The following is a 13,618-nucleotide window of genomic DNA, read 5'->3' on the forward strand; positions in this document are numbered from 1 at the left end:
AAACGCGTATACTGCCGGCCACTGCGTCATTGTGAAGTTGGCAGGCCCGCCTGCACCGAAAGAACGACATGATCCAAAGACGATTTTCCCCCGCGCGGCTGCTGGGCACGCTGCTGGCCGCCTGCGCGCTGGCCGGCCCGGCGGTCGCTTCCACGTCGCTGGCCGGTGCGGCCGCCGCCGCGCCCGCGACCATCGAGCTGCCCGGCGTCCCGGCCCAGGCGCGCCAGTCGGTCGGCGCGCTGTTCGACACCATCGACGGCATCGGCCCCGCCCTGCCGTGGCGCGACGACATCGTGCCCGTCACGATGGCCCAACTGGAAGACCAGCTGCGCCGGCCGGACGTGCGCGCCTCGATCGGCAAGGGCACGATCGCCGTGCTGTACCCGAACGTGGCACAGCCGTTCCTGGCCGCGTTTACGAGCATGATCAAGGGCATCGAGGAACGCACCGGCCTGCCCGTGCGCAGCTACGCGGTCGACACGCGCCTGGACGGCGGTGAGTTGAACACGATGCTGCGCCAGGCCGGTACCAAGGTCGTCATCGCGCTGGGGCGCCAGGGCCTGTCCGCGACGGCGGGCCTGGACCGCGACATTTCAGTCCTGGTCGGCGGCGTGCTGCTGCTGTCGGATACCGACAACGTGGCCGGCATCAGCCTGACGCCGGATCCGGCGCTGCTGTTCGCCCGCCTGCATGCCCTGCTGCCGGACCTGAAGCGCGTGATCGTCGTCTACAACCCGAAGAACAGCGAGTGGCTGATCCGCCTGGCGCGCGAGGCGGCCCGGGCCCAGGGCCTGGAGCTGGCCGCCTACGTGGCCGCCGACATGGCCCGCGCCGCCCAGCTGTATCCGCAGCTGATCGCCGCCGCCGACGGCCGCCGCGACGCGGTCTGGCTGCCGCACGACGCCACGACCGTCGAGGAAAACACGATCCTGCCGCTGGTGCTGCGCGAGACGTGGAACGGCGGCGTGCCGCTGTTCTCCAGCAACGTGCTGCACGTGAAGAAGGGGGCGCTGTTCGCGATGGTGCCGGACAACGTCGAGATGGGCCGCACCCTGGCCAGCTCCGCGCTGGGCATGCTGGCCGGCGCTGCGCGCGGGCGCACGCTGGCGCCGTCGCGCACGCTGCAGACGGCGATCAACCTGCGCACGGCCAGCCACGTCGGCCTGCAGCTGGGCTACCAGCAGCAGCGCAGCTTCGATTTCGTGTTCCCGCGACCGTGAGTAGCGGGGCGCCATGAACGTCTCCGTCGCCAGCCGGGTCGACCAGGCCCTGCGCCGCACCGGCTTCGGCCTGCAGCTGTCCGTCATCGTTTCCGTCGCCATCATCGCCCTGGCGCTGTTCTCGTCGCTGATGAATTCGATGCAGGCCAGCGCGCGCATGCGCGACTACTTCCTGGGCCAGGGCCAGCGCATCGCCGACAACTTCGCCCGCCAGAGCACCCTGGCCCTGCTGTTCCACTCGCCGGAGAACGCGCGCGAGGTCGTCGGCAGCACCTTGGCCTTCCCGGACGTGACGGCGGTCCAGATCAGCGACGCGCAGCACCAGGTGCTGCTGCAGCAGGCGCACGGCGGGCGCTGGGCGTTGCAGCCCGATCCGCGGGCGGCGCCCACCCGCGCCACCCTGCTGGCCGAGAACGGCGACGCCTGGCTGTTCGCGGCGCCCGTGCTGGGCGGCCAGGCCGAGGCTTCGCCGTTCGACGCGCAGGAGCACCAGCCGCAATTGCTGGGCTATGTCCACGTCCAGGTCGGCAAGGGCACCCTGAACAAGCTGACGTGGTCCCTGATGCTGGGCAACCTGGGCATCACCTTGTCGTTCGCCGTGATCCTGCTGTTGCTGGTGCGGCTGCTGACGCGGCGCATGACCGAGCCGCTGCGCGCGCTGTCGAACCTGATGCGGCGCGCGCGGCGCGGCGAGGCGCGCCTGCGCGCCGATGCGGCCGGTCCGCGCGAGCTGGTCGACATGGCGCACACGTTCAACCAGATGATGACGGTGCTGGAGCAGCGCGAGGAGGAGCTGAAGGAATCGCGCGACGCCGCCGTCCACATGGCCCGCATCAAGGCGCAGTTCGCGGCCACCGTCAGCCACGAGGTGCGCACGCCGCTGAACGGCGTGGTCGGCATGCTGGACATGCTGAAGGAAATGCAGTTGAACGAGCGCCAGCGCGAATGCGTGGACGTGGCCTGGAACGCCTCGCGCACGCTGATTGAACTGATCAACAACATCCTCGACTTCTCCAAGATGGAGGCCGGCAAGCTGACCTTGCAGGAGAGCGATTTCGACGTGGCCCGCCTGCTGGCCGACGTGGTCGAGTTGCTGGCCCGCAGCGCGCAGCAAAAGGGCGTGGCGCTGGGCTACGACCTGGCGCCGGGCGTGCCGCCCGCCGTCCACGCCGATGCGCTGCGCCTGCGCCAGATCCTGATCAACCTGCTGGGCAACGCGGTCAAGTTCACCGAGCGCGGCGAGGTCATGGTACGGGTGGCCGCCAGCGAGATCCATGGCACGCCCGGCCTGCGCTTCGAGGTGCGCGACACCGGCATCGGCATGAGCGAAGAGGTGCTGCGCCACCTGTTCGAGTCGTATGTGCAGCCCGACCCGTCCACCACGCGGCGCTACGGCGGCACCGGGCTGGGCCTGGCCATCTGCCGCCAGCTGACGGCGCTGATGGGCGGCGACATCAGCGTCGCCAGCAGCCCCGGCGAAGGCACGACCTTCGTGTTTACGGTGCGGGCCGCGCCGGCCAGCGCGCAGCCCGCGCTGCCCGCGGCGGCGCCACCGGCCGCCCTGCCCGCCGCGCCGGCGCAGGCGTTCCGCGTGCTGGTGGCCGAGGACAACCGCACCAACCAGATGGTGGCGGCCGGCATGCTGTCGATGAACGGTTGCGTGTGCGAGTTCGCCGCCGACGGGCGCGCCGCCGTGGCCGCCGTGCAGCGCGGCCGCTTCGACCTGATCCTGATGGACTGCAGCATGCCCGAGATGGACGGCTACGAGGCCACGGCGCACATCCGCGCCGTCGAGGCAACGCTGGAACGGCATACGCCGATCGTCGCGATGACGGCCAATACCCAGCGCGGCGACGCCGAGAAATGCCTGGCCGCCGGCATGGACGACTACCTGGCCAAGCCGATCACGCTGGTCGAGTTGCGCCACAAGCTGGAGCGCTGGCTGCCACGTCCGGCCAGCGTGCCGACCGGCGCGGCAGCGGCCGCCAGCGATGCCGCGGCCGCCACGGTGCTCGACCGCGCAGTGTTCGACAAGCTGCGCGACATCCTGGGCCCGGCCCTGCCGCAGGCCGTCATGCCCTTCCTGGAGGACGCCCCCGTCTACCTGGCGGAGCTGGAAGCGGCCGTGGCCCGGGACGACGCCGCCACCGCGCGCGCCCGGGCCCACGCGCTGAAAGGCGCGGCCGGCAACCTGGGCGCCAGCGTGCTGGCCGCGCTGGCGCAGGAGGCGGAGCAGCGCGCCGCCGGCGCGCCCGACGCGGCCGTCGCGCCGGCGCTGGCACCGCTGCTCGCGCCGCTGCGCGCGGCCCACGCGGCCGTGGCCGCGCTGCTGCAGGCGGAGGTGGACGCGCCCGCGCCCGACACGGAACTGGCGCTGGCCGAGCAGGCCAGCGTGCTGGTGGTGGACGACGACCGCAGCACCCGCACCACCTTGCGCCACACCTTGCAGCGTGACGGCTTCCGCGTCGAGGAAGCGGCCGACGGCGCCGAAGCGCTGGCGATGCTGCCGCGCTGCCAGCCGGACGTGATCCTGATGGACGCCGTGATGCCGGTGATGGACGGCTTCACGGCCTGCGCGCGGCTGCAGGAACTGCCGGGCGGACGCGCGATTCCCGTGCTGATGATCACGGCGCTGCAGGACAACAGCTCGGTCGAGCGCGCGTTCGCGGCCGGGGCCAGCGACTACATTCCGAAACCGATCCACTACGCCGTGCTGTCGCAGCGGGTGCGCCGCATTATCGAGGCCAACCGGGCCGAGAAGCGCATCCGCCACCTGGCTTATAACGACCTGCTGACCGGCCTGCCGAACCGCACATTGTTCTTCGACCTGCTGGGCCAGGGCATCGCCCACGCCGGCGCCCATGAGACCCGGCTGGCGGTGCTGTTCATGGACCTGGACCGCTTCAAGTACGTCAACGACAACCTGGGCCACGACGTGGGCGACCGCCTGCTGGTGGCCGTGGCGCAGCGCGTGCGCCAGGCGGTGCGCAACGTGGACACGGTGGCGCGCCTGGGCGGGGACGAATTCACCGTCGTGCTGGGCGACCTGGACGGCCCGGCCGCGGCGGCCAGCGTGGCCCACAACATCTGCCGCGCGCTGGAAGCGCCGTTCCAGATCGACGGCCACGACATCTTCGTCACCAGCAGCGTCGGCATCGCCATGTATCCGCACGACGGCCTGGACGTGGCCACACTGGTCAAGCATGCCGACAGCGCGATGTACCACGCCAAGCGCACCAACGCCGGCTTCAAGTTCTACGAGGCGGCGATGGAGCTGTCGATCTCCCACCACGTGCGCCTCGAGAGCGACCTGCGGCGGGCGCTGGAGCTGGGCCAGCTGGAGGTGTACTACCAGCCGCAGATGACGGTGGACGGCGCGCGCATCGTGGCGATGGAAGCGCTGCTGCGCTGGCACCATCCGGAGCGCGGCATGGTGCCACCGGGCGAGTTCATCGCGCTGGCCGAGGAGACGGGCCTGATCAATCCGCTTGGCGACTGGGTGCTGCGCACGGCCTGCGCGCGCCTGCGGCGCTGGCTGGACCAGGGCCTGCCGCCGCTGCGCGTGGCCGTCAACCTGTCGGTGCGCCAGCTGCTGCAGGCCGGCTTCGCGGCCACGGTGCGCGACGTGCTGGCCGAGACCGGGCTGCCGCCGCACTTGCTGGAGCTGGAGATCACGGAAAGCACCTTGATGGAGCATGCGCAGGACACGCTGGCGGCGCTGCACATGCTGCGCGAACTGGGCGTGCGGCTGTCGATCGACGACTTCGGCACGGGTTACTCGTCGCTGTCCTACCTGAAGCGCTTCCCGGTCGACATCATCAAGATTGACCGCTCGTTCGTGCGCGACGTGCCGCAGGACGCCGACGACGTGGCCATCGTCACCGCCATCATCGCGCTGGCGCACAGTCTGCGGCTGGAAGTGGTGGCCGAGGGCGTCGAGACCGAGGCGCAGCGGGCCTTCCTGCAGGCGCTGGGCTGCGACCTGCTGCAGGGCTACCTGCTCAGCGCACCGGTGCCGGCGGCCCAGTTCGAGGCGCTGGTGCAGCGCCAGTTCGGCCGGCGCGACGAGGCGCCGCGCCAGCTGCGCGCCTAGCACGCTCGCGCCCGATGGGTGTTGCGTTTCTGGTTTGACAGCCAGTGCCCGGCCGTTACAATGCGTCAACACCTCAGCGTTTGATGAATAGCAACGTCGCTTGCCATTCATCACTGTCGTGCCGAGTCGAGGAGCGTCACTTGAAGTTGCCCAAGCAGTTTGTCAGCGCCCCGCGCGTTGTTTGCATCGCCCTGGCGGCGGCGTTCGCGCTGCCCGCCACCGCGCTGGCCCAGTCCATCAGCGACGAGGACGACCTGTCGCTCGTCTACGGCGACAACGACAGCGTCAGCATCGCCAGCGGCACCAGCATGGCCTTACGGCGCGCGCCCGGCGTGGCCACCGTCATCACGGCGGCCGATATCGCGGCGATGGGCGCCACCGACCTCGATCAGGTACTGGAGACGGTGCCGGGCCTGCACGTCAACCGCAGCGCCAACAACTACACACCTTTATATGTGGTGCGCGGCATCGTCAGCCAGTTCACGCCGCAGCTCCTGGTGCTGCAGGACGGCGTGCCGGTGACGACGGCTTTCACCGGCAACAAGGGCAACCTGTGGGGCGGCTATCCGGTCGAGCACATCGCCCGCATCGAGGTGATGCGCGGCCCCGCTTCCGCGCTGTACGGCTCGGACGCGTTTTCCGGCGTCGTCAACCTGATCACCAAGGGTGCGCTCGATACGCCCGGCACCGAAGTGGGCGTGCGCGCCGGCTCGTTCCGCACGCGCGATGGCTGGGTCCAGCACGGCGGCCGCCTCGGTCCCCTCGCGGTGGCGGCCTATGTGCGGCGCGGCCGCGGCGACGGCTTCCGCTCGGTCGTCGAGGCGGACGCGCAGAGCCGCAACGACGCGCTGTACGGCACCCGCGCCAGCCTGGCGCCCGGTTCCATCGACGTCGGCTACAGCGCGCTGGATGCCAACCTGCAGCTGGCCTGGGAGCACTGGACCGCGCGGGTGGGCTACAAGCTGCGCGACGACCTCGGCACCGGCGCCGGCATCGCTTCCGCGCTCGACCCCGTCGGCAGGCAGCGCAGCGAGCGCATCACCACAGGCCTGACCTGGGCCGATCCGCAATGGCGGCGCGACTGGGGCCTGGGCGCGGCCGTCAACCGGCAGGAATACCGCCAGGAGATCCCCGTCGACTTCATGCTGCTGCCGCCCGGCGCGCGCCTGTCGACCGGCACGTTCCCGGATGGCATGCGCGGCGGACCGGACGAATTCGAACGCATCCTGCGCCTCTCGGCCTGGGCCGACTACGCCGGCTGGGACAACCATCACGTGCGCATCGGCGCCGGGCATGACGACCTCGACATGTACCGCACGCACGAGAGCCGCAATTTCACCTACGCCCGCAACGGCCTGCCCGTGCCGCTGCCTGGCGTGGTCGACTTCGTCGCCACCGATCCGTTCGTGCTGCCGCAGCGGCGCAAGATCGATTACGTCTACGTGCAGGACGAATGGCGCTTCGCCAAGGACTGGGGTGTCACGGCCGGGGTGCGCCACGACCGCTATTCCGACTTCGGCGGCACCACCAACCCGCGCGTGGCCGTCGTGTGGGACGCCAGCTACGACGTCACGGCCAAGCTGCTGTACGGGCGCGCGTTCCGGGCACCGTCGTTCAACGAAAGCTACGGCATCACCAACCCGGTCGCGCTGGGCAACCCGGACCTGCGGCCGGAAACGAACCACACGCTGGAAGCGTCGTTCGCGTGGCAGGCGCAGGCTGACACGCAGCTGAACCTGACGCTGTTCCGCTACCGCATGCGCGACATCATCCGCACCCTGCCGAACCGCGTGGCCGGCACCGGCGCGACGTATGCCAACGCGGGCGACCAGGAAGGCCGCGGCCTCGAGCTGGAAGGCAGCTGGACGCTGCGCCGCGTGCGCGTCGTCGGCAATTACGCCTACCAGCGCAGCGTCGACGCCGCCACCCGGCGCGACGCCGGCTACGCGCCGCGCCACCACGTCAACGCCCGCGCCGACTGGCAGGCCGCCAGCACGCTGCTGGCCAGCGGCCAGCTGAACTGGGTCGGCGAACGCCAGCGCGCCCCCGGCGACGCCCGCGCCCCACTGGACGGCTACAGCACCATCGACCTGACGCTGGCGACCCGGCGCGGGCGGCACGGCTGGAACGTGGCGGCCAGCGTGCGCAACCTGTTCGACAGCGACGTGCGCCAGCCCAGCCTGGCACCGGGCCTGGCGCTGCCGCACGACCTGCCGATGGCGCCGCGCTCGTTCACGCTGCAGGCGGTCTACTCGCTCTGAGCCGCCCAAGCCGCCAGAGCTTGCTGGAGCGGTCCCGGCGCGGGCGGCAACACCAGCGTTATATGGCGCCGCCGTGCGCCACCAGGCCGGCGACCATCAGGACGATGCCGCCGGTACACAGCGTCGCCAGCAGGCGCCCGTTGCTCAGCGCACGCCGCACCGGATCGAAGCGGGCCCATGCCAGTGCGGCCAGCCCGGCCGCCCAGCAGCCCAGCATTCCCGCCAGCAGCAGCGCGGCCGGCCCATGGTAATGGGTGCCGGGCGCGCGCTTGGCCGGCAGGTACAGGTCGTCGGCCAGCACGCCCGCGGCACCATATCCGGCCAGGGCCAGCGCGACAAGCACCAGCAGCAGCCGCACCAGGCCAGGGACCAGCGGCACGGCTGCGGGAGTGGCCGCGGGCGGCGGCGCCAGCAGGTCGGGATGGCCGGGCGTATAGGGGCGCGGCGGGCGCGGACGATCCGGGTCGGACATTACAACGCCGGCAACAGGTTGGCACACACCCCGCCGCGCCGGAAGCAGTCCAGGTTGTCGAAGGTGATGCTGGCGATCTCGCGCAGCGCCTCGATCGTGAAGAAGCCCTGGTGGCCCGTGATCAGCACGTTCGGGAACGTGACGAGGCGGCCGAACAGGTCGTCGTCGATGATGTCGCCGGAATGGTCGTGGAAGAACAGCGCGCTTTCCTGCTCGTAAACGTCGATGGCGAGCGCGCCCAGCTGGCGTGACTTCAGGGCGGCGATGACGGCCACCGTGTCGATCAGGCCGCCGCGCGACGTGTTGACCAGCATGGCGCCCGGCTTCATCGCGGCCAGCGTGGCGGCATTGATCATGTGCCGGGTCTCGTCCGTCAGCGGACAGTGCAGCGACACGATGTCCGATTCGGCCAGCAGCTGCGCCAGCGGCACCTGCGTGCCCAGCGGCGCGAATGCCGGCGACGGGTATGGATCGTGACCCAGCACGCGGCAGCCGAAGCCTTTCAGGATGCGCGCGGTGGCCAGGCCGATCTTGCCGGTGCCGACGATGCCGACCGTCTTGCCGTGCAGTGTCATGCCCAGCAGACCTTCCAGCGCAAAATTTCCCTCGCGCACGCGCGCCCAGGCGCGATGGGTGTGCCGGTTCAGGGTCTGGATCATCGCCAGCGCGTGTTCCGCCACCGCTTCCGGCGAATACGCCGGCACGCGCGCGGCGAACATGCCATAGCGGGCGGCGGTCGCCAGGTCGACGTTGTTGAAGCCGGCGCAGCGCAGCAGCAGCGCCTTGACGCCCAGGCCGTCCAGGACTTCCAGCGTGGCCGCGTCCAGCACGTCGTTGACGAACACGCAGACGGCCGCGCACCCTTGCGCCAGCACGGCCGTCTCCGCGTTCAGGGTCGTCTCGTGATAGTGGATCTCCACCGCGTCGCTGCGCGCGACACGGGCCTCTTCGAAGAAGCGGCGGTCGTACGGCTGGCTGCTGAACATGGCCAGCTTCATGCGCATGCCTCCCGCGGCGTGGCGGCCAGCCACGCCGCCAGGTCGCGCGGTGCCAGCGGACGGGCGTACAGGTAGCCCTGCGCCTCGTCGCAGCCGACCGCCCGCACCAGCGCATGGGCCGCTTCCGTTTCCACCCCTTCCGCCACGACGCGGTGACCGAGGTCGTGCGACAGCGTCTTCATCGCCGCCACCAGCGCGCGGCGGCGCTCGTCGTGCTCGACGCCGCGGATGAAGCTCTGGTCGATCTTGATCACGTGCGCGGGAATCGACTGCAGGTAGGACAGGCTGCTGTAGCCGGTGCCGAAATCGTCGATGGCGATGCGCACGCCCTGCTCGTGCAGCGCCTGCAGGGTGCCGTGCACCGCGCCCAGGTTTTCCATCGCCGTCGTCTCGGTCAGCTCCAGCTCCAGCCGCCCCGGCGGCACGCCGTGCCGCGCCAGCCGGCGCAGGATGCTGTCGGCGAAGTCGGCTTCCAGCAGGTTCGGCGCGCACACGTTGACGGACAAGGTCAGGTCGATGCCGTCGGCGCGCCAGCTGCGCAGCTGCGCCAGCGCGGCATCGAGCACCCAGGCGGTGGCGGGCCGGGCCATCGAGGTCTGCTCGACGACCGGCATGAATTCACCCGGCGAGATCTCGCCCAGCACCGGATGGGTCCAGCGCAGCAACGCCTCGGCGCCCACGCAGGCACCGCTGCGCAGGTCGATGCGCGGCTGGTACACCAGGCGCAGCTGGTCGGGATGCTCGAGCGCGCGGCCGAATTCGTTGAGCAAGGTGAAGCGCCGGCGGTAGGCGTCGTCCTGGGCGGCCGAATAGATGCTGATGTGATCGCCGGTCGCGAACGCGTCCTCGACCGCGTTGTGGGCGATGCGCAGCACGTCCAGGCAGCCCAGGTCGCCCAGCACGAACGGCGCGATGCCGACCGCCGGCGTGGTGACGAAGCGCGACGTGGCCCACTGGTCGTGCGCGTTGAGCCACTGGCGCACCAGCGCCACGCATTCGATCTCCTCCATGCCGGGCGGCGCCAGCATGGCGAACTGGGTCGCGCCCAGGTGGTACATCTTCTGGCCATGCGCGACGCCGGCGCGGAACGAGCGCACCGCCTCGCCCACCATGCTGTCCAGGTAGGACGAGCCCATCACCCGTGCGGCGTTCGCCAGCTGCGCCGCGCTGGCCAGGTTCACCAGCACGCACAGCCGCCGTTCGCCGGCGGGACGGTCCTTCTCGAGGTCGGCGAAATCCTCCAGCAGCTGGTTGCGGTTGGGCAGGCCGCTCATCGGGTCGATCCGGCCCAGCGCATGCTGCAGCTCGATCTGCGCCATCACCATCGCCGCCAGGTCGGCCAGCGCCGCCTGCTCCGCTTCCGTCACCTGGCGCGGTTCCGTGCCCAGCACGCACATCGAACCCAGGCAGAAGCCGTCGTGCGTCGTCAGCGGCGCACCGGCGTAGAAACGGATGCCGCTGGCGGCCAGGTGGCTGTGCTGGAAAAATTCGTCTTTCAGCAGGTCGGGCACGACCAGCGTCGCGGCATTGTCGCTGACCGTGGCGCAGGGCGCGCGCAACCGCGGGATCGACCAGTGCTCGATCCCGACGCGCGACTTGAACCACTGGCGGTCGCTGTCGGTCAGCGACACGGCCGCGATGGGCAGGTTGAACAGGCGCGCCGCCATCCGCGTGATGCGGTCGAAGGCTTCGCTCGGTGGGGTGTCCAGCAGGTCGAGCCGGCGCAGCGCGTCCAGCCGGGCTGCTTCGTTCATGTTTGCCATAGGCTATTCTCGCAATACCGCAACAGTGCGGCATGGCGCCGCCAGACCATTTTACGCGCGCGCGCGATTCGACGCACACCAGAAAACTGATCGGTGCGATAGTTTCCCTGCTTCACTTGCCGCTCGTCACAGCCGCAGCCGCAGCAGCACCACGTCGTCCTGCCGCGTGGCCTGGAAGCCCAGGGCTTGGCCGAGCGCCAGCATGCGCACGTTATCGGGCAGCACCGTGCCAACCAATTCCGCCAGCCCGCGTGCGCGGCAGTAGTCGATCAGGTGCGTCATCAGGAGGCGGCCCAGGCCGCGGCCCTTGATGTCGCTGCGGATCGTCACGGCGAACTCGCCGGTGACGTTGTCCGGATCGCCCACCACGCGCGCCACGCCGACCGTTTCGGCGCGGCCGGCCGCATCCACCCGGCTGGCGATAAAGGCCATCTCGCGCGCGTAGTCGATCTGCGTGAAGCGCGCCAGCTGCGCCGGCGACAGTTCGCGCACCTGGGCGAACAGGCGGAAATGGATGTCCTCGGCCGACAGCGCGGCAAAGAACGCCTGGTGCGCCGGGCCGTCCTCCGGCCGGATCGGCCGGATTACCAGGCTGGCACCGTCCCAGGCAACCGTGCTCTCGAGCGCGTCCGGATAGGGCAGGATCGCCAGCCGGTCCAGCGGATCGGTGCCGGCCGCCACCGGCGCCAGGCGCAGGCGGGCGTCCAGGGCGATGACGCCGCGGCTGTCCGCCAGCAGCGGGTTGACGTCCAGCTCCGCCAGCTCGGGCAGGTCGGCCGCCATCTGGCCGATGCGCACCAGGGCGTCGCACAAGGCGTCCAGGTCGGCGGCAGGACGGTCGCGGTAGCCAGCGAGCAACTTCGCCACACGGGTGCGGCTCACCAGGTCCGCCGCCAGCACCCGGTTCAGCGGCGGCAGCGCCACGGCCTGGTCGGCCATCACCTCCACCGCCACGCCACCTTGCCCGAACAGCACCACGGGACCGAACACGGGGTCGGTCGTGCTGCCGACGATCAGCTCGACCGCGCCAGGCCGGTGCACCATCTGCTGCACCGTGTAGCCGTCGATGCGGGCATCCGGCCGGGCACGCGCCACGCGCCGGCCGATGTCCGCCAGCGCGGCGCGCAGTGCCGCCGCATCCTCGACGTCCAGCACCACGCCGCCCACGTCGCTCTTGTGCGTGATGTCGGGCGAGAGCAGCTTGACGGCGACGGGATAGCCGATCGCGGCCGCCGCCGCCAGCGCCTCCTCCATCGTGGCCGCCACCGCCGTCCGCGCGGCCGGGATGCCGTAGGCCGCCAGCAGCGCCTTGCCGTCCGCCTCGCCCACCTTCAGGCAGCCGCGCGCCAGCAGGCCGGCCACGATGGCACGCGCCGCGGCGCGGTCGGCGGCGGCCCCGGCCAGCGGGGCCGGCACTTGCATCAGCAGCTCCTGGTTGCGGCGGTACTGCACCAGTTGCAGGAAACCCTGCACGGCCGCTTCCGGCGTGTCGAACACGGGCAGGCCCGCCTCCAGGCACAGGCGGCGTGCCGGTGCCACGCTGTCGCCGCCCAGCCAGGCCGTCAGCACCGGCCGCGCGGCCGAGCGCAGCAGCGGCAGCACGTGACTGGCGATGGCGGCGCTGGGCACGATGGCGGTGGGCGCGTGCAGCAACAGGATGGCATCCACTTCCGGCGCCGCCTGCAGCACGGCCAGCGCGTCCCGATAGCGCTCGGGCGGGGCGTCGCCGATGATGTCCACCGGATTGCCGTGCGACCAGGTGGCCGGCAGCACGGCCGACAGCGCCGCGATCGTCGCCGCCGACAACGGCGCCAGCGTGCCGCCGCCCGCCACCAGCGCGTCGGTCGCCATCACGCCCGCGCCGCCGCCATTGGTGACGATGGCCAGGCGCGGCCCGTGCAAGGGCCGCGGTCGCGCCAGGACGGCGACGGCATCGAACAGCTCTTCCGTCGTCAGCACGCGCAGCATGCCGGCACGGCGCAGCGCGGCATCGACCACCAGGTCGGCGCCGGCCAGCGCGCCGGTGTGGCTGAAGGCCGCGTGCGCCGCCTCGGCATGGCGGCCGGCCTTGACGATCAATGTCGGCTTGGCGCGCGCGGCGCTGCGTGCGGCGGACATGAACTTGCGCGCCTGCCGCACCCCCTCCACGTACAGCAGGATGGCGTCGGTGCCGGGATCGCCGGCCAGGTAGTCGAGCACGTCGCCGGCATCGACATCGCTGCCGTCGCCCAGCGAGACGAAGGTGGAAAAGCCGATGCCGCGCGCGTGCGCCCAGTCCAGCACCGTGGTGACGAGCGCGCCGGACTGCGACACGAAGGCGAGCCGCCCGGGCAGCGCGCCCGATGGCGCGAAGCTGGCGTTCAGGCCGATGCCCGGCACCAGGAGCCCCAGGCAGTTGGGGCCGAGGATGCGCAGCAGGTGCGGCCGCGCCGCGTCCAGCGCCGCCTGGCGCAGGCTGGTGCCGTCCGGACCCGGCGCATCCAGCCCGGCACTGAGCACGATGACGGCGCGCGTACCCCGTGCGCCCAGCCGCGCGACCAGCCCGGGCACGGTGGCGGCGGGCGTGCAGATGACGGCCAGGTCCGGCGCCTGCGGCAGGCTGTCGATGTCGCGATGGACCGGACGGCCCGCCAGGGTGTCGTATTTCGGATTGACGGCGAAAATGGTGCCGTTGAATCCGCCTTCCAGCACGTTGGCATAGACGGTGGCGCCCACGCTGTGCGGCCGGGCGGAGGCGCCGATGACGGCGATGGAACGGGGCTGGAACAGGTGCTGCAGGTTGCGGATCGTCATCCGGCTCTCCTCGTGACG

7 protein-coding genes are annotated in these 13,618 nt (G+C 71.2%); 3 read left to right on the top strand and 4 right to left on the bottom strand.

Annotated features, from left to right (window positions below; all coding sequences use genetic code 11):
• The first annotated feature begins 68 nt into the window (after window positions 1-68).
• The 3 genes from E7V67_014020 to E7V67_014030 all read left to right on the top strand — a co-directional run bounded on the left by E7V67_014020 (window position 69) and on the right by E7V67_014030 (window position 7,574).
• Window positions 69-1,220, top strand: coding sequence for an ABC transporter substrate binding protein (locus tag E7V67_014020; protein ID WUR16171.1), 1,152 nt, complete (start codon window positions 69-71; stop codon window positions 1,218-1,220).
• A gap of 13 nt (window positions 1,221-1,233) precedes the next feature.
• Window positions 1,234-5,313: an EAL domain-containing protein gene (locus E7V67_014025; protein WUR16172.1), complete on the top strand. Its 4,080-nt coding sequence runs from the start codon at window positions 1,234-1,236 to the stop codon at window positions 5,311-5,313.
• A gap of 140 nt (window positions 5,314-5,453) precedes the next feature.
• On the top strand, window positions 5,454-7,574 hold the full coding sequence (locus E7V67_014030; GenBank protein ID WUR16173.1) for a TonB-dependent receptor: 2,121 nt from the start codon (window positions 5,454-5,456) through the stop codon (window positions 7,572-7,574).
• Between the two features lie 58 nt (window positions 7,575-7,632).
• On the opposite strand, the gene E7V67_014035 is transcribed toward E7V67_014030, so the two are convergent.
• The 4 genes from E7V67_014035 to E7V67_014050 all read right to left on the bottom strand — a co-directional run bounded on the left by E7V67_014035 (window position 7,633) and on the right by E7V67_014050 (window position 13,600).
• Complete coding sequence (locus E7V67_014035; GenBank protein ID WUR16174.1) at window positions 7,633-8,046, bottom strand: hypothetical protein; 414 nt, start codon at window positions 8,044-8,046, stop codon at window positions 7,633-7,635.
• Window positions 8,046-9,044 carry a 2-hydroxyacid dehydrogenase gene (locus E7V67_014040; GenBank protein WUR16175.1) on the bottom strand — a complete coding sequence of 333 codons (999 nt, stop codon included), beginning with the start codon at window positions 9,042-9,044 and terminating at the stop codon, window positions 8,046-8,048. The genes E7V67_014035 and E7V67_014040 overlap by 1 nt, the downstream gene beginning before the upstream one ends.
• Window positions 9,041-10,807 carry an EAL domain-containing protein gene (locus tag E7V67_014045; protein WUR16176.1) on the bottom strand — a complete coding sequence of 589 codons (1,767 nt, stop codon included), beginning with the start codon at window positions 10,805-10,807 and terminating at the stop codon, window positions 9,041-9,043. The genes E7V67_014040 and E7V67_014045 overlap by 4 nt, the downstream gene beginning before the upstream one ends.
• 126 nt (window positions 10,808-10,933) lie before the next feature.
• Complete coding sequence (locus E7V67_014050; protein ID WUR16177.1) at window positions 10,934-13,600, bottom strand: bifunctional acetate--CoA ligase family protein/GNAT family N-acetyltransferase; 2,667 nt, start codon at window positions 13,598-13,600, stop codon at window positions 10,934-10,936.
• Between the last annotated feature and the right edge of the window lie 18 nt (window positions 13,601-13,618).

This window comes from [Empedobacter] haloabium (assembly GCA_008011715.2).
GTDB classification, from domain to species: domain Bacteria; phylum Pseudomonadota; class Gammaproteobacteria; order Burkholderiales; family Burkholderiaceae_D; genus Rugamonas; species Rugamonas haloabia.